At 31.5% G+C, this 23498-nt stretch carries 17 protein-coding genes; 3 read left to right on the forward strand and 14 right to left on the reverse strand.

Annotation, left to right across the window (positions count from 1 at the left end; translation table 11 throughout):
* Positions 1–121: 121 nt before the first annotated feature.
* The 12 genes from BTO16_RS07100 to BTO16_RS07155 all read right to left on the reverse strand — a co-directional run bounded on the left by BTO16_RS07100 (position 122) and on the right by BTO16_RS07155 (position 11135).
* Positions 122–370, reverse strand: coding sequence for a glutaredoxin family protein (locus BTO16_RS07100; protein WP_105020923.1), 249 nt, complete (start codon positions 368–370; stop codon positions 122–124).
* A 1-nt stretch (position 371) separates the two neighbouring features.
* Positions 372–905 (reverse strand): NADPH-dependent FMN reductase, encoded by a 534-nt coding sequence (locus BTO16_RS07105; RefSeq protein WP_105020924.1) that lies wholly within the window; start codon positions 903–905, stop codon positions 372–374.
* Between the two features lie 200 nt (positions 906–1105).
* Positions 1106–2794: a hypothetical protein gene (locus BTO16_RS07110; protein ID WP_105020925.1), complete on the reverse strand. Its 1689-nt coding sequence runs from the start codon at positions 2792–2794 to the stop codon at positions 1106–1108.
* A 127-nt stretch (positions 2795–2921) separates the two neighbouring features.
* A complete protein-coding gene (locus tag BTO16_RS07115; RefSeq protein ID WP_105020926.1) occupies positions 2922–3437 on the reverse strand; it encodes a hypothetical protein in 516 nt (171 codons plus the stop codon).
* 42 nt (positions 3438–3479) lie between these two features.
* Positions 3480–4715 carry a DUF6638 family protein gene (locus BTO16_RS07120; RefSeq protein WP_105020927.1) on the reverse strand — a complete coding sequence of 412 codons (1236 nt, stop codon included), beginning with the start codon at positions 4713–4715 and terminating at the stop codon, positions 3480–3482.
* Positions 4716–4826: 111 nt separating this feature from the next.
* Positions 4827–5414 (reverse strand): NUDIX domain-containing protein, encoded by a 588-nt coding sequence (locus BTO16_RS07125; RefSeq protein ID WP_105020928.1) that lies wholly within the window; start codon positions 5412–5414, stop codon positions 4827–4829.
* Positions 5404–7365 carry an AAA family ATPase gene (locus BTO16_RS07130; RefSeq protein WP_105020929.1) on the reverse strand — a complete coding sequence of 654 codons (1962 nt, stop codon included), beginning with the start codon at positions 7363–7365 and terminating at the stop codon, positions 5404–5406. Before BTO16_RS07130 ends, BTO16_RS07125 begins: the two co-directional genes overlap by 11 nt.
* Before the next feature lie 48 nt (positions 7366–7413).
* The gene (locus BTO16_RS07135) at positions 7414–7773 is read right to left on the reverse strand and encodes a four helix bundle protein (RefSeq protein ID WP_105020930.1); all 360 of its coding nucleotides are present in this window, start codon (positions 7771–7773) and stop codon (positions 7414–7416) included.
* A 114-nt stretch (positions 7774–7887) separates the two neighbouring features.
* A complete protein-coding gene (locus BTO16_RS07140; protein ID WP_105020931.1) occupies positions 7888–8937 on the reverse strand; it encodes a hypothetical protein in 1050 nt (349 codons plus the stop codon).
* Between the two features lie 2 nt (positions 8938–8939).
* Positions 8940–9272, reverse strand: coding sequence for a type II toxin-antitoxin system PemK/MazF family toxin (locus BTO16_RS07145; RefSeq protein ID WP_105020932.1), 333 nt, complete (start codon positions 9270–9272; stop codon positions 8940–8942).
* A complete protein-coding gene (locus tag BTO16_RS07150) occupies positions 9272–9517 on the reverse strand; it encodes a CopG family ribbon-helix-helix protein (protein ID WP_105020933.1) in 246 nt (81 codons plus the stop codon). The genes BTO16_RS07145 and BTO16_RS07150 overlap by 1 nt, the downstream gene beginning before the upstream one ends.
* A 274-nt stretch (positions 9518–9791) precedes the next feature.
* Positions 9792–11135: a coiled-coil domain-containing protein gene (locus tag BTO16_RS07155; RefSeq protein WP_105020934.1), complete on the reverse strand. Its 1344-nt coding sequence runs from the start codon at positions 11133–11135 to the stop codon at positions 9792–9794.
* A gap of 204 nt (positions 11136–11339) precedes the next feature.
* On the opposite strand from BTO16_RS07155, the gene BTO16_RS07160 reads away from it, so the two are divergent.
* A complete protein-coding gene (locus BTO16_RS07160) occupies positions 11340–16835 on the forward strand; it encodes a T9SS type B sorting domain-containing protein (protein WP_105020935.1) in 5496 nt (1831 codons plus the stop codon).
* 64 nt (positions 16836–16899) lie between these two features.
* Here BTO16_RS07160 and BTO16_RS07165 read toward each other — a convergent pair whose 3' ends face one another.
* Both BTO16_RS07165 and aceB read right to left on the reverse strand, forming a co-directional pair.
* Positions 16900–18531: an isocitrate lyase gene (locus BTO16_RS07165; protein ID WP_105020936.1), complete on the reverse strand. Its 1632-nt coding sequence runs from the start codon at positions 18529–18531 to the stop codon at positions 16900–16902.
* A gap of 82 nt (positions 18532–18613) precedes the next feature.
* Positions 18614–20209: a malate synthase A gene (gene aceB, locus BTO16_RS07170; RefSeq protein WP_105020937.1), complete on the reverse strand. Its 1596-nt coding sequence runs from the start codon at positions 20207–20209 to the stop codon at positions 18614–18616.
* A 128-nt stretch (positions 20210–20337) separates the two neighbouring features.
* On the opposite strand from aceB, the gene BTO16_RS07175 reads away from it, so the two are divergent.
* Complete coding sequence (locus BTO16_RS07175) at positions 20338–21822, forward strand: helix-turn-helix domain-containing protein (RefSeq protein WP_170064419.1); 1485 nt, start codon at positions 20338–20340, stop codon at positions 21820–21822.
* A gap of 37 nt (positions 21823–21859) precedes the next feature.
* A complete protein-coding gene (locus tag BTO16_RS07180) occupies positions 21860–23488 on the forward strand; it encodes an acyl-CoA carboxylase subunit beta (RefSeq protein WP_105020938.1) in 1629 nt (542 codons plus the stop codon).
* Positions 23489–23498 lie beyond the last annotated feature (10 nt).

Here is a 23498-nt window from a genome sequence, read left to right on the forward strand (position 1 = left end):
TCAGTAATCAGTAATCAGTAATCAGTAATCAGTAATCAGTAATCGAAAAATTAAAAATTTGGATTGGTTAAAACAATGTTTAACTACTCTTTTCTCTTTTCTTTTCTCTAAAATTAAAAACCTATGCTCTTAATCTTAAATCTTGCATTATTTTATTAAACTCTTCTGTTGTTGGCGTTAGATAAATTTTATCATCAACAAATAAAGTTGGGAATTTAACAACACCCTCATACAACTCTTTGCTATGCTCTCGTGCTTCTGCATCTTTAGAAACGTCTTTATAAATATAAGGAACATCCGTAGAATTTAGAAAATTTTTAAAGGCAACTGTATATGCATGACCTTGTTTACCGTACAAAACTATCTTCATTTTATTGATTTAAAAAATTTTCGAATTTATTTATATTGCCTTTTAGTGATGCTAATAATTCTTCATTTATAATTTTACCTTCTTTAAAATTATCATTAAAACTTGGTAATGAAAATGAAATTAACTCTTTTGCACCCATTCTAGAAAATGTTTGAGAACCTGTTTCTAAAACCGTTTTGCCACCTCTAGCTCCCGGAGAAGTTGCCATTAATAATAATGGTTTGTCTCTAAAAATTTTTGCTTCAATTCTCGAAGTCCAATCATATACATTTTTAAAAGCTGCGGCATAAGAGCCATTGTGTTCTGCTAACGAAAGTATAAAGCCGTCATAGTTATCTAACAGAGACGTAAACTTTTTTACATCTGCTGGAAATCCGTTTTGCTCTTCATCAGTACTGTAAATCGGGATATTAAAATCTCTTAAATCGATTACATCAAAAGAACTATTTTCTAAATTTTGTGCAGCGAATGTTGCCAATTTTTTATTGATAGATGTTGAACTTGTGCTTCCTGCAAATACTAATACTTTCTTCATAATTACTTTCGTTTTTATACGTTTATGCGATGTAGTTGTTATACTTTAGTTAAAACTGTGCCTTTTCTCTATTTTTTTTACATCGATTATAATGGACAAAGTTACAAAAATTAAATTTATTTACCAAGGAAAATAAATCCAAGGAAATATTTGTGAAAGGATTTAATCTATTTAAGTATTCGAAGTTGTAATAAAAAAACTTATTGATTTATTTTTATGGAATCTATCTCTTTTTGAAGACGTTCAATTTCTTTAACACCTTTTTCTTGCTTAGAAAGCAACTTTATAGAATCTAATATTTGCTGATTTTTCTCTAAAATAGTTTTCTCTTTTTCGAAATAAATATTGATATGTTCACTTGCTCGCCAAGCTTCGTTTAATTGATTGTACACTGCTTCATCCCAAGTACTTGGTTTTTTTGCATCAATCCAAATAACATCTCTATACTCACTATCAATTAAGGCTAAATCTGGAGTTGCAGAACCATCAAACTGAGCGTTTTCTTGTCTAATTGAAGAAATTGTACTTAAAAAAAACATCCTTTTTCTACCTGCAATATTTTTGATGTAAGGTCTAAATTCAACGGGCTTATTTACAGACCAATCATACTCTTTTCTAGATTCAATTACTTTTAAAGGCATTGCAGAAACACCTGCATAGCCTTGTTTTTTTGATGCATGATCATAAAAATAGAGCGCATTTGAGCCATCTGCCGGGATAAAAACACTAAACGTTAAACTTGTTCTTTCATCGCCAACTGGCTCTAAACCAAACCAGTGATACAAACCACTATAAGCGCCTGTTTTTGTATCAGAAAAATCGAAATCGGTTACAAATGGTTGCTGATTTTGGTCGTCTGGTAAATCCGGAATTTTAACTGCAGTTTTCATATTCCAAGGCAAAGGATCAGAGAATCCTGCTAAGAACTTTAAACTTTCTGCTTGCAAACGAGATACTTTTTCGGATAACGTATTTTGTCTTGTTAAATACTCGTGATTTTTCATTTCTTCTGGAGAAATATACGTTCCTTTTCCTATTAAAACTCTTTCTACATAATCGTTAAAATTATGTTTTCCACTATCAATTACCATCACTCCTCCAAAAGTTGGATACGGAAAAAAGAAACCTTTCCATTTTATTAAACTCACCACCTCAACCCAAGCGCCTTTATCATTTTTCATATAATAAGTATCGCTTGGCTCGTAATTAAATAACATCCAAGGGTTTAGGCGCTGCACAACAGCATTGTAAGTATTTCTACTAAACTTTAAAGATTCGCCAATTGAAAACGTAACAGGAATTCTATTTTCGCTAGAAAAACGTGGAAAAGGAGTGGTACTTGACACCGAAAAAACCTCTTCTGTGTTGTCTTTAATTCCTTGCCAAACATATTTTTCTGTTGGCTGAATTGCCATTGTCCATTGATTTGTTCCATCAACTCTCACCAAATGCGGAAGTGACACATCTTTCGTTTCCCCAACTGATTCGTTTGCCATAGAAAAAATATTTCTTAAAGGCTGAATTCTTTCATTCTGAGTTAAAGGCAACTCCACAATTTCCAAACGATTTAAACTATTAAAAACATTGTAGGTTTTCATATAATCGTACATTTTAAAGTAAAAACCTACAAAATAGATAGCCCCAAAAAACAAAGTCAACATCAATAAAATTCCGATTCTATTTCCTGTGCTTGGTGATTTCCGAAAGCTCCTCAATCCTAAAAACAAGACAGTTAAACACAATATAATAATGAAAATAAATTTTCTAAAAAACAATAATACAGGTTGATAATCATCTCTTAAGAAGAACAATAATGTTAAAATTATTATACTTGAAATGATGGTTATTTTCTTTTGTCTTGCGCCTTTATTCCAATAATTTTTAATCATAATTTAAAAGTTTGAAGCAGGTAGTATAAAGCTTTAAATGCCTTACTCTTACCTACTATTTTACCGTTTTCTTATTCCTAATTATTTGTTATTTTTATAGTTTATCGAGAATCCTACTTCACACTTACTACTTTAAAAAACCTTTATCTTTCAAGCGTTCTCTAGCACTTTTTTCTGATTTTATTGGTGCTTTTTTCTCAACGTCAACTTCTTCGGCATCTTTAGTTTTTAGATCTTCAACAAAATCTTTTCCTTTTGATATCACCTCTTGAAATTTACCTTCTAAAGAATCAGATTGTTCTTCAATAATTTTTGATGATTTAAAAATAAAACCTGCGAAATAGGTTCCTATTAAAGTTCCAAAAATAATAGAAGCGAATAATGAAATTGTTGCTAAATCAATGGGAATTAAAAATCGCGTGATAACAATAACAATCAAAAATAAAGCAGAAATAAAAACCAATCTTAATAAAAATGTCTGCAAAAAAACAAAACCTTTTTTATCAGTAATTGTCATTTGTAATTCTTTTGAATTCATCATTTTATTAAAAAAACGATACATTTTATTTCCTTGAGATTCCCGCCAGTAAATAACAACGCCAAATAAAATTGAGGCGATAAATACGATAATTTCTAGTGTCATAATTTTTGAGTTTGAAGTCTTTATAAAGTTAGTCTTTTTTTTCTAAAAATTGTTACAAATTGTTTCTATCGTCCAATCCTGAATCGATGCATCCCAAGTTTTAAAAACTTGATAAAACTGTTCTTTGTCATACCAATAGAAAAACAACACATCTTTTGGCGCGATATTTACCAACAAATGCCAAATTAAATCTTGATGATTTGCCAATAATGAAGAATGTGGTTTGTGAAGTGCAAAATAAAATTCTTCATCAACAATATCTTTTATTTTAGTGTCTTTATTGATTGCTTTTTTCTCTAAATAACGCTCAACACTCATCACTTTTTTACGCGCTTCTAAATCGATTTTATTCAAATAACTCTTAAAAAGCATGTTATCATTTAAGATATCTTTTATAGGATGTTGGGTATCTTTTAAATATTCAGAAAATATAAATTTTTTAACACGCTCATATCTTTTCAAATCAACCTCTTCGGTTAAATTACATTCAATAATTAAATGATCTCTTAACTGAGTTATTAATTCCGGTTGCGAAATATGAAACATTAAAACATCAAAAGTTGTATCATTTATAGCAATTTGATACGCTTTTTTAACTTCAAAAATTAAAATGGGTGAAATAAAGTTACGTAACAAATAAATTCCCCCAAATGCTTTTGTAAAAAAAGAATCTGTGGTAAAGCTTATCGACTCTAAAGTAATATCTCGTTTTCTTAAATCTCCGTAGTTTTTTGCGGATGTTAAGAGCTGTTCGTGCAAATCTTCATCAATAAAATTATAATCTCTATTAAAAGTTTCAATTAATGCTAGCTGTTCTTTTTTCGCTTTTTCTAAATCATCAATTAAATGAAAATTAATGAGTACATCTTTGTACTTTAAAACATCTAAAGGTTCGTAAAAAACATCAATATTTTGATCAAAATCTATACAAATTGCCGAGTCTCTAGTAATATTTTGAATTTTTTGCTGATGCTTTTTAAATACTAACTTCATCAATTCGGTATCATACGAATGAAAAGGATTGTAAATAGGCAATCCGTTTTGCAAAGGTGAAATAATGATTGCATGCGGATTCGCTTCTCCGTTATTCAAATAATAAACTTCCTTTTTTTCTTCAGCAATTTCCGGACTCCAACCAATTCCGTCTACAGAAAATGAAGTTAATTTGGTTGCCGAAAAACCTAATTTTACTAAACATTTATTATAACGTTCTACTAATTTTCCACTGATAGAAATTAGTTCGCTTCTGTATAAATTGGCTTGTTTTAGTTTATTCATATCTATTACACGGAGTTTCACAAAGAAATTACAGAGATTCCCAGATAATTAAAACCATTTTCTAAGAGAATCTCTGTGAAAACTTTATGCGACTCTGTTTTAAAACTATTTTTAAATTAATCTATTTATCTGCAAATACTGCAACATCATAATTGTTCTAGCATCAATAATTTCTTCGGTTTCAATCATTTTTAAAGCAGTTTTAAATGAGGTTTCCAACACTTCGATTTCTTCATTTTCTGATGCCAAACCTCCGCCGTTATCAACCTTATTATCCTCATTATAAGAAGCTACATATAAATATGTTCGCTCCTTCATTAAACCTGGCGATAAAAAAACAGTTGCTACTTTTTTCACTTTCTTAACGCTGTAACCAACCTCTTCTTCCGTTTCACGAATTACACAATTTTCTGGCGATTCGTTGTCATCAATTGCACCACCAACAAGCTCTATTGAAAATCCGTTGGAAACTCCTGCAACATAAACTGGCATTCTAAATTGCTTGGATAAAATTACTTTTTTAGTTGATGGATTGTATAATAAAATTGCAACTCCATCATTTTTACCATAAACTTCATGGGTTAAGTTTGCCGATTTTCCGTTTTTAAACCTAAAATCAAAATTGACATGCTCTAAAGTTCCCCAAAAACTAGAAATTACTTTGGATGTTACATTACTAATCTTCTCTTTAAATTCCATTCTCAAATTTTTTTCTTGCTTCTAAATCAATATTTAATTGATTCACTCTTGTATCTACTTTTCTCTTAAAATCTGTATCTGCAATTGTAGCAACATTATCTAAATAACGCACCACTTCTTGCCTTCTAATTTCAGAAAAATTTAAACCTTTCATGTTACTTTTCATTAATTCTTGTAACATATTAAACTTGGTTTCGTAATTTTTTTTAAAATAAATCTCAGGGTTTTCAAACCAATCTTGCTCTAAATCAAAATCTGTTAATCGCAAAGAAATTGCCGACTGAATGTTTCTAATATCTCTGGATGAAAAGAAAGGGAATATTTTCTGAATTTCTTTATACAAACTCGCAAAGAATAAATGTTCGCTTGTTTTGTGTTGTTTTTCTGCCTTTTCGTAGGCTTCTAAAACGCGTTCTTCGGATGGTTTTTCAACTGAATTTAAAATATCTCCCATATTTTTCGCCAATCCTTGATCTTTTAAAAACTGATAATTTTCAGGATTCTGCATGTTTACAAAATCCGGAATAGTCTTTTCAAATTTCTTCCACCAAATATAATCTTGGTCTAAAAAATCGTGTTCTGTTCTTGCTCCATCAATTTTAAACCTTCCTTGCACTCTAGAAATTACCGCTTTGTCTAACATTTCTGGTAGATTTGTAAATAATCCGATAGAAGAATTTCCATAATTCACCGCATAAGCGCCTTCTGTATATCTTAAAAACACACCAATTACTTCTTTCACTCCTGCAGAAACTCCTTGTGCAGTTCTTTCTTGTAAATTATTTTCTGCATCATCAATTGGCGCAAAAATAATTTTTGTGGGATCTTGCATTGGCTTCATCCATTCTACCATTTTCTCGGCACTTCCTCCTTGAAAAGTAGAAATTAACGTATCTGGCATTGGATGAAATAAAAACGGAATGTCTAAAGTGTCACAGTGTTCTTTTAAACGCGTTGCAATCGCAGCAATTAACATCGATTTTCCTGTTCCCGGAATTCCATAACCCATAAAAACAGGCATAAATCCGCCTAATTCCTGAAACGGATTCTTCTTCGCCTCAAAATCGTAACTCAACATTCTTTCTGTTAATCTGCGCGCAAAATGTTTGGCGTCTTTATTACCAACAATTTGTTCGAACTTTATTTTATTAAATTCAACACTTTTTGCCGTTCCTTGAAAAATATTGCTCCAACCTGAAACTGCAAAATCAGAATTTTCTAATTTATACGTTCTATCAACAATCGTTTCTGTGTATTCTAAACTACTTTTTCGAAGCTGAATTTCATCAATTAAAGCTTCAAAATAAACCACCGTAAAATCAATAACATCTTTATCAGATTTTACAATATCTGGATGTCCTAAATATTTATCAAAATAAAATAAGGCACATGCAATTCCTTTTAAAGGAGACACAAAAGAAACCTCAGGAATGCCTGCAAACTTTTGTTTCATTACTGATAAATCATCAGAAGCATGTGGTTTTAAATCGTGTAAAACTTTATACGAAATTGCAAATAATTGAAACGCGGTTGCAGTTTGCAACTTACTTTCAAATTCTCTTTTTCCTGATACATCTAAAGCTGACTTTCGATCATTTAAACTTGATAATCCTGATGCATCATAATAACTATCTTTTATCCAAATACCTAAAGTAAGTCCTTCTTGAACTGCATATAAAGTCTGATTTAAATATACTGGAATTGCAATTGAATCTGGTAATAACCGCTTTTTTAACCCCAAAATAGTTTTAGAAACAGCTGTAATTTCAACATTGCTTCCGTTATTTGCTCTTGACAAATACAGTAAAATCGAATCGTCTTTTGCGTCTTTATCTTTGTTTTTTGCTCTATTGCTTTGCTCCCATTGAACAGATTTTAAATAACCAGAAGCTTCGTCGCGAAGCATATCTAGTTCATTTTGTTTGATAGGAAAAGTTGAGTTGTGATTCATTTTTATAGTCTTCAGTCATCAGTCTGCAGTAAGCAGTCAGATTTAGTTTTATTTAAATTTGCCAGGATTATTTATCATGTAATTTAGAAGTTTACCTACTTCTTCACTTTTATTTTGTAATTCAATTTTCTTTTCTGACGAAATATATTCACAAGCTTCAGCAAAATCTAACCATAATTGAGTTTCAGAATTTTCAATATCAGCATCAGAAATTTTACTTTTAAAATGTTTTTTATATTGTCGTTTTCTATATCCTTCAGAAATATTTGAACAAACAGAACGACTTGAACGAATCATTTGAGATGTCAAGCCAAAAAGTTCTGACTTCGGAAAATCTTTAGTTAAATGAAAAATTTCCATAGCTAAACTAAATCCTTTTTGATATGCCAATAATGTTTTAAAACTCATTTTTTTTTAGTTTTCAGTAATCAGCTTGCAATTTGCTTTTAGATTTAGGTTATTTAAATTTATACTCTATTATTTTATGTTTTTATAAAAACTGACTGCAAACTGCCAACTAATTTACTGATTACTTATTCTCAAATCTGCCATTTGAATTGGCTCTTTCGCTAACTTATGTAAAACTTCTGGCGTTTGATTATACAATAATTGAATAATTCTGTGTGGCGCAAAAACATATTTCTGCAAAACTACCTCACTCCATTTTTGCATGGTTTGTTTCGAGAAAAACCCTCCTTCTTTAAAGGTATCTCCGGAAAAAACCTCATCAATTTTTAATGATAAAGCATACGATTCTAAAGAGATTTCTTTTTTGGCAATTCCGCTTAAAATAGCATGGGTAATTTCGTTTTCATCTTTTGCAAACACATTATGAAACGGACCTAAATCGATTCTTTTAATATGCTTCGGATGAATTTCTGCTAATTTTCTATCAATCGCATATGCCATTGTATCAAGCGCCATTTCTCTATCTGCACTTTCTTTTAAAACTTCATAAAGTTCATCTTTCGCTTTCTCAATATTTTTGCCGTCATAATCAAAATACATAAAACATATAAAAGGTCTATTATGACTTACATCAAAAAAGCTCCAACTTGTTACATACTGATAATTTGATCCTTTTGGCGCTTCTAAAATTTTTCCTTGAACAAATCTGTTAAAAATAAATTCTCTTTTTACAGATGTATAATAAATAATAGATGCCGCTTTGAATAAATCCCTTTTTTTAATGGATTGTTTTTGACGTAAAAGTGTGTCTAAAAAAGACTCTTTTAACGTTTCTGTATCTACTAATTTAGTTACATATTCTTTTCTCAACTCCAAATCATTGTACAAAAATCTAAATTCTAGATAATTAGGAAATCCTGATTCTGTTAAATCGATTTTCATATGATCCTCTTCATCATACATATATTTAATTCGCATTGCATCAATTGAATACAATAACAAATCTGAGTATTGTTTAAAAAAAATTAATTCTTGATGCGTACAAAGTTGATGTTGCTGCATTCTAACAATCAATTCCTTAAGTGCAAAATCTACCATTTTATGGTAAAATACATATTGCTCTTTCGAGTTTAAAACAGCTGAATCTAAAGGAGTTGTAATCATGGTTAATATTTCAAAATATCGTTTAAAGTTTTTTTGATAACATCTACCTGTTTTAATGGAATCTGACCAATTTTTTTATCAAGCATTGTTTTTGAAACCGATTGGACATGAAAAGTTAAAACTTCAGAAATTTTAGACAATCCGTTAGTTTCATTCGGTTTCAAAATAAGATTTCCTTTATAATTTTTAACACTCGTGGTTAAAGGACAAACAATTACGACTTCTAAATATTTATTTAGCATGTTCCCGCTAATAATAACTGCTGGTCTTGGGCCATTTTGCTCACTTCCTTTTGTCAGATTCAAATACAATTCCCAAATTCCTCCTTGCTTCATTAGTTGGCTTCTGTATCATTAATTATATTAAAATAATCATGCATACCTTCTTTGGCAACCAATAAAATATCTTGATCTGTAGCAGCTTGTTGATACGATTTTATATAACTCGCTTTTTCTAATTGCTCTAAATAAAGTTCTAAAGCATTTTCTATAAGCCTATTTTTAGGAAGCTTTAACTCTTTTGCTAAATTGGATAATTTTTCTAAAAGACTATCTGGTAAAGAAGATGTAAATGTTGCCATTCTTTATTTATTTTTTACAAATATAAATATTACTTATATTTTGTACTTCTAATTTTTAAAACCTTAACTTATTTAAAAAATAACATTCCTTTTACAATTAAACTTAATTTAAATATGCCCGCGTTAAGGATTGAAATGGCATCCTTTTTTTGTTTTTCACAAAAAAGATAAAATGGAAAGCCTGACCCCAATTTTTCGTTGGGGTAACGCCCAAATTATTATTTATATACTTTTATAAATAGATTGCATCAATCGTATCTCTTTCGCAAAGAAATTAACTTAACAAATCGTCATTAGTGGTAATTGCTTTTGGTTTTTCTGATGGATTCTCCCCTACTTTTTTAGAAGCTTCTGCATTGGCTTTGTAATAATCCTCAAAAATCTCTTTCATGTCAATTCCGTATCTGTCAGCAAAATTTTTCTGAATATCAATATCTTTCTCTCTAATTTCGTGCAAAGCTTCTGCATACGAACTATAAACACCATTCATAACTTTTTCATGCACCGGAATATTATCCATCATTTCTTGACGCGCTCTTGCACTTGCAGAATGCATAGAAGCTAACGTTTCGCCAATATGTTCATCAGTCTTAACGCCTAAATGCTCTAAGATTGCAGCAAATTCTTGATCTGTCCTCGCTTTTAACGCAACTACATAACCATCATAATATTTTAATCTTTCTTCTGTATCCGATTTTAACTTTGCTCTATGAGTTTGTAAATTAGAACGCAAAGAAGTTAATACCTTAATGGTTAAATTATGCTTATGTACAAAGCTATCTTTACTTGCCGCTAGTGTTGTATAAGCATTTTTAAGCCCTTCTAATTCTTCAACTTTTTGCTCAATTGTGGTTACTTTTCCTATCGCTTCTGAATATGCGGTAGATTGCTTGTCTGCAATTTCATCTAATTCTTGACGCGACTGTTTTAACAAAGCATATTGAGTTTCTAATTGATCTTCTACTTCTTTCTTTTTCTCTAGTGATTTTGTATGATTTTTAGAAGCTTCTACAATTGCGTCTTTTAATTTTTCTTCTACTTCCTTAATTTCAACTTCTCTGTTTTTTAAACGAGTTACTGCTGCTTGAGATTTGTAAGAAAGCTCACTTAAAAGTGTTTGAATATCTGCACTTTCTATACGAACTTGAAAAAGTGCTTTTGCTTTATTATCTGCTCCAGCTCTAGTTTTTTCTGCTTCTTTAAACTCAATTTGTTCTGTTTTAATTTTGCTTTTTCTTCCCCAAAGGTTATTCCACCAAGTATCTGGTTTATTTTCTGCATCTTCTAACTCAATTCTTGCTCTTTCTAACGCTTTTTGAGCATCATCAATTACTTTTTGCTCACTAGGATTTAATGATGAAAATTTCTCGAACATAATACCAACTTCATCTTGGTAATCTGTTAAGTCTTTAATAGCATCTAACAAAGTAGATCTATCTTTTTCTGCCATGTGAACTACATCGTCTAACGTAGCGTTTAATATTTTTTGACGCGATTGCGGATCCTCTTCTTGCGCTAATTTAGATTTCATGGTATCTATAGCTTTCCCCCAGTTTACATCAACCTTTTCAGTTTTCTCATTAGAATTAGTTTCTAGTAAATCAAAATCATTAGACATATTTTTTATATTTTTAAGGTTAGACAATTTTTTAAAAAAGCAATTTCGTTATTTTTTTTAATTAAAAGAAATATTACATTACTTATATGTAGGCATTAAACCTTTTTTGTTACAGATATTCTAAGTAAATATTTTATTGTTTGAATTTATGATTAATTTCTAGCTATTTTTACAAAGTATATTTATTCTTTTATCTTATATTTTATGTTAAGAAACACTTTATTTTATTTTCTAATATTTTTCTTAAGCTTAAATGCTTTTCAAGATATAAATGCACAGTTAAGCAAAAAACATTTTATACCGCCATTAACGTATGCTGAATCTGGAAATGCAAATCCAGAAAACCAATACTTTTATATTTCTACGCCAAATACTCAAAATGTTAGTTTTACAATTAAGCAAATTGGCCAACCTACCTCAACTAATATTCAAGGTATCGTTTCTAAAAATAATTCTCAAGAAATATTTATTGGAACCGGAAATAGCCAACTTTTTGTAGATTCTAGAACTACAAGTATTGTTCATACTAATAAAGGGTATATCATTGAAGCTTCGGATGTTATTTATGTTTCAATTAGGGTTTTAGCTGGTGCTGGAGCGCAAGCAGGAGCACTAGTAAGCAAGGGGTCGTCTGCTTTAGGTACCGTTTTTAGAGCAGGAATGTTTACCAACGAAAATCCACAAACTAACTATTTGAATTTTATCTCTGTTATGGCTTCAGAAAATAACACTCGCGTTACTTTTGATGATTTACCCGCAGGCATACTTATAAAAAATTATTCTGGCACTTTACCAATTTCTAATATTCTTTTAAACGAAGGCGAAAGCTATATAATTGCTACTAATGCAGCTGATAATACAATTAACAGAGACGCTTTAATTGGAACTTTAATTACTTCGGATAAACCAATTATTGTGAATATAGGCTCAGCAAACGGTAGTTTTCATTCTGGTGGTGGTAGAGATTACGGAATTGATCAAATTGTAGGACTTGATAAAGTTGGTAAAGAATATATTTTTGTAAAAGGTGATGGAAGTGACGGTTGGGAAAATGTATTAATTGTTGCACATGAAAATAATACAGAAGTTAGATTAAATGGAAGCAATACCGTTTTTGCAACCTTAAATGCCGGAGAATATAGTTTAATTGAAGGGAATAACTTTAGTACAAATAGTAACTTATATGTTGCAACAACAAAAGATGTTTTTGCGTATCAAGGAATTGGTGCCAATAATAGCGAAGCAAATCAAGGAATATTTTTTGTACCACCATTAAGTTGTGAAAACAGCAGAAAAGTAGACAACATTCCAAATATTGAAAAAATTGGAAGCGTTACGTTTACAGGCGGAATTACCATTGTTACAAACTCAGATGCTACAGTAAAGATAAATGGGTTGCCAATTACTTCTTTTTCATCTACCGGACCAAAAACTGTTACCGGAAACTCAAAATATATTACTTACAAAATTACCAATCTTACAGGAAATGTAAGCGTAGAAAGTAGTGGCGAATTATATTGTGCTTATTTTAATCAAAACGGTGCAGCAACTTCTGGTAGTTTTTACTCCGGATTTCCTTCTGCTCCAGAAATTAATTTTAAAACTACAGTTTCAAGTTTAGGAAGTTGTATCCCAAACGTTACTTTGCAGGCTGCAAACATAGAACTGTTTGATAGTTATAAATGGGAACTTTACAATGAAACTACAATGGTTTGGGATGAAAAAAGCACAGATCCAAATTACAAGCCTTTAAAACCTGGCAAATACAAGCTAACTGGCGTTATTGATTGTAGCGGATCTACTTTTGAATCTATAGAAATACCTGTAAGTATTTGTCCTGACGATTTTGATGGCGATTTAATTATAGACAATTTAGATGTTGATATTGATAATGACGGTATTTTAAATTGCGATGAATCTTTAGGAAACGCAACCTTAAATATTTTAGACAGCAACGCACCTTCTATTATTTTTCAGGATAATTCTACAAATAATACAATTGTTTCTAGCAATTATACAGAAACCGAAACTAGCAATTCATTTACAGGAACTAACATTGGTAATTTTGAATCTACTATAAATCCTGCCACAAATTCTAACCTAAATTATAAACTCAAATTCAATCAAAATATCAACTTTAAATTTACTCAGAATAAAAGTTTTAATCATACAATTACGGATGGCGAATTTTTCATCCTAAAAGTGGGTCCAAATTCTAAAAATATTACACTTTTAGATCCTGATGATCAACTTTTAATTGACACCAATTTTGATGGCGAATTTGAAGAAGCAATTACAACTATTTCTGCCTCAGAAATTCACTTTAAATACAAATCAAATACAACGGGAGCAGCAAGTACTTTTCAGTTTTTAGCGAATCAGGTAGAACAAATTGATTTCACACATTTATCAACAGGAATTACAGCAACCTCAACCTATAGCGGAAACATCCAACTTACTTGTTTTTCTTTAGATTCTGATGGTGACGGAATTGAAAATATGTTCGATTTAGATTCCGATAATGACGGAATTCCCGATATTTCAGAAGCTTCTTCTCCTCAAGTTACGCTATCAAATACGGATGCAAATCAAGATGGATTAGATGATGTTTTTAACGGAATTATTACAAATATTGACACAGATAATGACGGGATTCCAAATTACAGAGATGTAGATTCTGATAATGACGGAATTTTTGATGCAGTAGAAGCTGGTCATAATTTAGCAGATGCAAATAATGACGGAATTATAGATGATGCAAATGCAACAACCGTTGGTAATAATGGTTTAATTAACACTTTAGAAACATCCGCAGATAGCGCAATTCTAAATTACACTATTGCAGATACGGATGGAGATAAGCTTTTAAATTTCTTAGAATTAGATGCAGATAATGACAATTGTTTTGACGTAAAAGAAGCTGGTTTTACAGATGCAAATAACAACGGAATTATAGATACAAATCCGTTTCAAGTGAGTACAAAAGGTAAAGTTTTAAACACTACAAATGGCTACACAAGCCCTAATTTAGATTATGTAACAAGTGCACCAATAGAAATCACAAAATTTGAAGATGTAATTTTTTGTGAGGAATCAACAGACACAATTACGATAGAAACCACTGCAGATAGTTTTCAATGGTGGGTTTCTATTGACGGCTCTAGTTGGAGCATTACCACAAATGATGCCATTTATAGCGGAAGCACCACAAGTTCTTTAAAAATTACAAACACACCTTTATCTTATAATAACAATAGATACCGAGTGGTTTTAGGCAGAACAGGAAATGCTTGCGCGGTAACTTCTAATGAAATTACTTTAACCGTAAATCCTAAACCAATAGTAACAGCTAGTGTAACATTAAAACAATGTGATGATGATTTAGACAGAATTTCTACCGTAAATCTTACAGAAGCAGAAATTAGCATCTCATCAAATCATCAAAATGAAACTTTTACCTACTTTGAAACAGAAGCGGATGCAATTGCAGGATCTCCAGAAGTTGCCGATAAATTACGTTATCCTGTAAATCAAAATGGAGAAGCTTGGGCTAGAACTATTTCATCGGAAAACTGTTATAACATCTCTAAAATTAATTTAGAAGTTGAAGCTTCTGCGGATGTTATTTACAACAAAGAATTCCCAGCGGTTTGCGATGATTTTCTGCAAACTGATGGCACAAATGGCAATTTAAATAATGATACAGACGGAATTACAAATTTTGATTTTAGTGCGGCTGAATCGGAAATTTTAGTATTTTTCCCGCCTGCTCTAAAACCTGATTTAGAAATTTCTTATTATGAAACTAGAGATGACAGAACTGCTGTTATTAACAAAATTGCAGACATTTCTAAGTATAGAAATATTGGTTTTCCATCAAATATAAATAGACAAACCATATATTTTAAAATTACCAATAAAAACAACAATAATTGTAGCGGAACAGGAGAATTGTATTTAAAAACAAATAGGGTTCCAACAGCAACGAATGTTGATGATTTAGAAGTATGTGATAATGCAAATGACGGTAATGCCACAAACGGAATTGTTCAATCTTTCAATTTAGAAAGTCAGACTTCAACTATTTTGGGCACTCAAAATACATCAGATTTTAAAGTTACCTATCACCTTTCTACTGCGGATGCAAATTCTGGAAACGATCCTCTTACATCACCTTTTACAAATACAGTTCGCGATTTACAAATCATTTATGTAAGAGTTACCAATAATACAACGGGCTGTTTTACGGATCACACTACTTTTAACTTAATTGTACATCCGTTACCAATTGCCAATTTTGTAGAAGATTTAGAGGTTTGTGATGACAACACTGATGGTTCTGCTAGAAACGGATTTTCTGATGCTATCGATTTAGAAAGTCAGACTGCAGGGATTTTAGGAACTCAAGATGCAGCTGTTAACAAAGTAACCTATCATCGTAATTTAATTGAAGCCCAAAACGGAACAAATCCGCAGGCATCTCCTTTTAGCAACTCAACTGCAAATAGACAAACTATATATGTTCGCGTTTTTAATTCGGATACGATGTGTGCAAACGGAATCTCTAATTTTGATGTGCTTATAAACCCAGAACCAACTTTCGAAACAATTTCTAATCTTTCGGAATGCGATAATAATGATGATTTTGACGATGCAAACGGGATTATTCAGACCATCGATTTAGACGGAAAAATTCCTGAAATTTTAGGCACTTCTCAAGATTCTGATGACTTTAAGGTAACTTTTCATGCATCCAAAGCAAATGCAACTTCTGGTACTGCCGCAATTTCATCACCTTATGAAAATGCATCATCCACAGAAACTATTTTTGTGCGAATTCAAAACAAAAAAACTAGCTGTATAAATGATGATGCCTCTTTTGATGTTATTGTAAATCCGTTGCCAGATTTTACAGTAACCACTCCGCAAATTTTATGTTTAAATAATTTGCCGTTAAATAGTATGGTAGAAAATCCGAGAGCCGTTTACACCTATGAATGGAAAAATGCAAACGGAACTATCATCAGCACAAAGGACAACATCGACATTACTTCTGGAGGAACTTATACCATTACAGCAACTACAACAAACGGAACTAATTGCTCTAGAACAGAAACAATTGTTATAAACGAATCGAATATTGCAAATTTAGAACGTAGTTTTATTACCATTATTGATGAATCTAACAATATTGGTAGTGAAAGTAATTTGTCAATTTCTATAAATACAATTGATAATGACCTAGGACAAGGCGACTATCAATTTGCAATTTTAAATACAGAAGATAACACAAGAACTCCTTTTGCTGGTTTTCAAGATGAACCTATTTTCGAAAATTTAGAAGGCGGAATTTACAAAATACTTGTAAATGACAAAAACGGATGTTCACCAGACACAACGTTGCTAGTTTCTGTAATTCAGTTTCCAAAATTCTTTACACCAAATGCGGATGGTGAGAATGATACTTGGATTGTAAAAGGTGCCAACAAAACTTTTTATCCAAATAGTAGCATCAACATATTTAATAGATACGGAAAACTGGTTGCTCAAATAGCAATTGACGGCCAAGGCTGGGACGGAACCTATGGTGGAAAAACACTTTCTTCGGATGATTATTGGTTTAATATAACGCTAATTCCTGCGGATACCACAAAACCAACCATCAGCAAAAAAGGAAATTTTTCTTTGATTCGAAAATAGAAGACAAACAAAAACCTCTTTGAAATACTTCAAAGAGGTTTTATCCACTAACTAACTTAAATCATTAGGCTACTTTTCCTATTTTATTTCTAACTTTTTTAGACTCTTCAGCAACTTCAAACTGATTTGAAGTATTATTTTCACCACTAGCTTTTAACGCTTTATCACCTGCAAAAAAAGTTTTATGATCATCACCTAAATCAGAACCTGCCATTCTTTGGTGCTTTACACAAGCAACTCCTTTTCTAATTTCTTGTCTTTGAACACCTTTTACATACGCTAACATTCCTTCTTCACCAAAATAACCTTCAGTCAAATCATTCATATGTAAAGCTGTTGTATGATAGGTCGGCAATGTAATTAAGTGATGAAAAATACCAGCTTCTTTTGCGCCATCAATTTGAAAAGTTTTAATTTTTCGATCTGCACGATACCCTAATTCTGAAGCATCATATTGTTCTGCCATTAAATTATTTTGATCGTAACCCGTCATATTTTCTCCTTCACTAAGCATTTCTTCATAAACTTGTTGTCTAAAGTTTAACGTCCAATTAAATGAAGGCGAATTATTGTAAACCAACTTCGCATTTGGCACAACTTCTTTTACTCGGTTTACCATATGTGCTATTTGTTTTACGTTTGGAGTTGGCGTTTCTATCCATAATAAATCGGCTCCATTTTGTAAACTTGTAATACAATCTAACACAACTCTATCAATATTAGAACCGTCTTTAAATTTATACAAACCGTTTGCCAATCTTACCGGACGAACTAATTTACCATCTCTTTTTAACAAAACATCGTCTTCTTTTGCTTCGTTTATTCCGATTTCTTCTGCTTCAACAAAAGCTAAATATTGCGAAGCTAAATCGCCAGGTTCTTGACTTACCGGTAATTTTTGAGTAAGACTTGCTCCTTCTGAATCTGTTCTTGCAACAATAATTCCTTCGTCAACGCCTAATTCTAAAAACGCATATCTAATTGCATTTAATTTAGAAATAAAATCTTCGTGAGGCACCGTTACTTTTCCGTCTTGATGACCACATTGTTTTGCATCAGAAACCTGATTTTCTATCTGAATAGCACAAGCGCCTGCCTGAATCATTTTTTTAGCCAATAAATAAGTAGCTTCTTCATTCCCAAAACCGGCATCAATATCCGCAATTATGGGTACAATATGTGAATCAAAATTATCTATTTTACTTTGTACATCTTCGCCTTTTTCAAGTCTTCTAAATAAATCATTCAACTCAATTGCATCTGCCTGACGTAAAAAATCATAAATTTCTTCGATCAAAGAGGAAACTGCTGTTTTTTCATGCATCGATTGATCTGGTAACGGACCAAATTCCGATCGCAAAGCAGCAACCATCCATCCAGAAAGGTATAAATATCTTTTGCTTGTTGTTTTGTGGTGTTTTTTAACTGCAATCATTTTTTGTTGCGCCACAAAACCGTGCCAACAACCTAAAGATTGTGTATAATTTGATGAATCTACATCATATTCTGCCATGTCTTTTCGCATAATTGCAGCAGTATATTTTGCAATCTCTAAACCCGTTTTAAATCGGTTTTGAGAAACCATTCTTGCTGCACTTTCAGAATTTATAGCATCCCAAGAAGTACCATATTTTTGTTTTAAATTTCTTACGGCGTCTAAAGCTGAACTATAACTGTTTTGTGATAAATTTTTCATAATTTTGTATTTAATTATTAAGGTTTTCTAGATTTTGATAATTCCGTCTCGTAAACTATTTCAGTAGTTGCGAGACATTTTTTTATATATGATCGTACGCTTTTAAGGTTAAGAATTCTTGAAAATTTTCTGTTAAAACAAGTTCGTCAAATAACTGTATTGCTTCCTTGAATTTGCCAGTATCAAATCCACTTTGTCCAACATACTCTTTAATTTTTTCAATCTCCTGATGTTTGAATTTTTCATAAACTTTTGTATTAAATGTTTCTCCGTTTTCTATTGTTACTTCCTTTTGAAGCCATAACCACACCTGTGTTCTAGAAATTTCTGCAGTTGCCGCATCTTCCATTAAATTATAGATTGCTGCTGCTCCGTTTCCACGCAACCAACTTTCTATATACAAAATTCCGACGTTGATGTTTTTACGAATTCCTTCTTCAGTAATGGTTCCTTTTGGCATTTCAACCAAATCATTTACACCAACGTTTACATCACTTCTTTTTACATGAATTTGATTTTTCGTCAGCATATTTTCGTTAAAAACATTCATAGCTACAGAAACCAATCCTGGGTGCGCAACCCACGTTCCGTCATGCCCATTTTTTACTTCTTGCTCTTTATCTGCATATACTTTTGCAAACGCATTGTTATTTGCTATTTCGTCATTTTTAATCGGAATTTGAGCTGCCATTCCGCCCATTGCATGTACATTTCTTTTATGACATCTTTGAATAACCAACAAGGAATAAGCCCGCATAAAAGGCGTTTTTATAGTTACTTGATCCCTATTAGGAACCATGAAATTTGCATGATTTCTAAATTTTTTGATATATGAAAAAATATAATCCCATCTACCGCAATTCAATCCAGCCATGTGATTTCTTAACTCATAAATAATTTCATCTAACTGAAAACTTGCCGTAATTGTTTCTACTAAAACTGTTGCTTTGATCGTGTTTTGAGGAATATGTAAATAATCTTGCGCAAAAACAAAAATATCATTCCATAAACGAGCCTCTAAATAATGCTCTAATTTTGGCAAATAAAAATAGGTTGCAGAATTTTGTGCTTGTAATGTTTTAATGTTGTGGAAAAAATACAATCCAAAATCTACTAAAGAACCAGACATTTCTTCGCCAGCAATCGCAAAATGCTTCTCGTTTAAATGCAAACCTCTTGGTCTTACAATTAAAGTTGCCGTATTATTATTTAATTGATACGTTTTATTCTTTTTGTCATCCTGATAGGTAATTGTCTTATTAATGGCATCTCTTAAATTAATTTGACCTTGTAAATTATTATGAATATTTGGAGAATTACTGTCTTCAAAATCTGCCATAAAAGTTTTAGCTCCGGAGTTTAACGCATTGATAACCATTTTACGATCTACAGGACCCGTAATTTCTACTCTTCTATCCAACAAATCTGCTGGTAAAGGAGCACAAACCCAATCGGATTCTCTAATTTTTTTGGTCTCTTTTGGAAAAGATGGATAATTGCCAGCGTCAAAATAAGCTTGTTCAACCTCTCTTTCCTCCAATAACTTTAATCTTCTTTGATTGAATTTTTCATGTAATTCTAACAAAAATAATTGTGCTTCATTTGTTAAAACATCCTGATAATCAGAAACCTTAAAGCCATTAAAACTGATTTCTTTTGTAATTGTATTTTCTTCCATAATTAGACTAATTTAATTTCTACACTGCAATGATATAATTAATTTTTGAACTCCACAAGCGAACGTTCGCTAAATTACTAAAAAACTTTTTTTTAATTCATTCGCTATTTATTCTTATCTTTGACTATATGATGGTAGAAGACGAATACATCCGATTAATTTTCGGCTTAAAACTCAAGCAAATACGCACAGACAAGAACCTTTCGCTATTTGGTTTGTCAAAATTATCCGGACTCTCAAAATCCTATTTAAATGAAATTGAGAAAGGAAAAAAATATCCGAAGACAGATAAAATTTTATTACTTTCAGAGAGTTTAGAAGTTCCTTATGACCATTTTGTATCCTTAAAACTAGACAAGAACCTTGCGCCAATTGGCGATATTTTACAATCTAAAATCTTAAAAGAAATACCTTTAGAGTTGTTTGGTATTAAAGAAAATAATTTAATCGACATTATTGCCAATGCGCCCGCAAAAGTAAATGCCTTTATTAGCACTATTATAAAGATTGCACAGAACTATAACCTAACAAGAGAAAGTTTCTTTTTAGCCTCTTTGCGTTCTTACCAAGAAGCGCATAATAATTATTTTGAAGACATAGAAATTGATGTAGAAAAATTTGCTAAATCCTATCATTTAGATTTATCAAAAAGAATTTCATCCGCACATTTAGAAGAAATATTAATTGAAGAATTTGGCTACAAAATTGATGATCAAGAACTTTCTAAATATGATAATTTAAGTGTTTTAAGAAATATTTACATCCCAAAAAACAAAACCTTATTAATTGATAAAAATATTTCTGAAGCTCAAAAAACATTTATTTACGCAAAAGAATTGGCGTATAATTATTTAGAAATTAAAGATAGACTTTATACGTTTCCGTGGGTTAAATTTGAAAGTTTTGACCAAGTTTTAAATAATTTTATTGCGTCTTATTTTGCTGGTGCTTTAATTATTTCTAGAAATTCTCTTACAGAAAAACTAACAAATTTCTTTGAATTAGAAGAGTGGAAACCTTTAAAATTACATCAAATAATTAAACATTACAATTGCTCTCAAGAAACCTTTTATCAACGTTTAACAACTATTTTACCTAAATATTTTAATATAAAGAATTTGTTTTTCTTACGATTTACACACAAAGAAGATTCGTTAGAATATAAATTAAGCAAAGAATTGCATATTACACAGCAACAAGCACCGCATGCAAACAGGAATCATGAGCATTATTGCAGACGTTGGATATCTATTAAAACCATTCAGGATTTAGAAAAATCGTCAAAAGAAAGAGCCACTTTTGGCATTCAAATTTCTTCTTATGAAAATCAAAAAAACGAATACTTAGTACTTTCATCAGCTACTCCAGATCCTTTTAGAGAAGATATTAACAGAAGCGTGAGCTTAGGAATGTTACTTTCCCCACATTTAAAAAAGAAACTTACATTCTTAAAAGAAAATACTTTTGAGAAAAACATAGTTGGCGTAACTTGCGAAACTTGCTCTGTAAAAAATTGCGCAGAAAGAATTGCAGCTCCAGCCCGATTAGAAAAGCGAAATCAACATAGAGAAATTGCAAAAACAGTAGACACTATTATTAATTCTTACAGTTAAAATTTTATTATTTTAGCAGATAAATACAAACATTTTCATGGATATCAACTTCAATAAAAACGAAGATTACAATAAGTTATTAGTTTCAGATTTGCGCAGACGTTTTGCAAAAGTAAAATTAGGCGGTGGTCAAAAAAGAATTGATAAACACCATTTAAACGGCAAAATGACGGCAAGAGAACGCATTGATTATTTGTTAGATAGCAATTCTAAATCAATAGAAATTGGCGCTTTTGCAGGTGAAGAAATGTATGCAGAACATGGTGGCTGCCCATCAGGAGGCGTTGTTGTAAAAATTGGATATATCAAAAATAAACAATGTATTGTTGTTGCAAATGACGCTACTGTAAAAGCGGGTGCTTGGTTTCCTATCACAGGAAAAAAGAATTTACGTGCGCAAGAAATATCCATAGAAAACAAATTACCTATTATTTATTTAGTAGATTCTGCTGGTGTTTACTTGCCTTTGCAGGATGAAATATTCCCTGATAAAGAACATTTTGGACGTATTTTTAGAAACAATGCAATCATGAGTAGTATGGGCATTACGCAAATTTCTGCGGTGATGGGAAGTTGTGTTGCTGGTGGTGCTTATTTACCAATTATGAGCGATGAAGCTTTAATTGTTGACAAAACTGCAAGTATATTTTTAGCCGGAAGTTACTTGGTAAAAGCTGCCATTGGCGAAAGTATTGACAACGAAACTTTAGGTGGAGCAACTACACATTGTGAAATATCTGGAGTTACAGATTACAAGGCAAAAGATGACAAAGACGCACTTGATAAAATAAAATTTATTATTGATAAAATTGGCGATTACGACAAAGCTGGTTTTAGCAAAACTGAATCTTTTCCGCCAAAAGAAAAAGAAGATGATATTTTCGGAATTCTGCCAAAAGAAAGAAATGCGCAATATGATATGGTAGAAATCATTAAACGTTTAGTTGATAATTCTGAGTTTGAACAATACAAAGAAGGTTACGGAAAAACCATTTTAACTGGTTATGCCAGAATTGACGGTTGGGCAGTTGGTATTGTTGCAAATCAACGAAAATTAGTAAAAACACAAAAAGGAGAAATGCAATTTGGCGGTGTAATTTATAATGATTCTGCAGATAAAGCAACTCGTTTTATTGCAAATTGTAATCAGAAAAAAATACCATTAGTATTCTTACAAGATGTTACCGGCTTTATGGTTGGTAGTAAATCTGAACATGGTGGTATTATAAAAGACGGCGCAAAAATGGTTAATGCAGTTAGCAATTCTGTAGTTCCAAAATTCACGATTGTGATAGGGAATTCTTATGGAGCGGGTAATTATGCAATGTGCGGTAAAGCGTACGACCCAAGATTAATCGTTGCTTGGCCAAGTGCTGAATTGGCAGTTATGAGCGGAAATTCTGCTGCAAAAGTGTTACTACAAATAGAAACAGCGTCGCTAAAAAAACGTGGAGAAGAAATTACTCCGGAAAAAGAAGCTGAATTATTTGACAAAATAAAATCGCGTTACGACAAACAAATTTCTCCGTATTATGCAGCTGCACGAATTTGGACTGATGCAATTATAAATCCGTTAGATACCAGAACTTGGATTTCTATGGGAATCGAAGCTGCAAACCATGCACCCATTGAAAAGAAATTTAATATGGGAATTTTGCAGGTTTAAAAAGAAAAAA

Source organism: Polaribacter glomeratus, from assembly GCF_002954665.1.
Taxonomy (GTDB): Bacteria; Bacteroidota; Bacteroidia; order Flavobacteriales; family Flavobacteriaceae; genus Polaribacter; species Polaribacter glomeratus.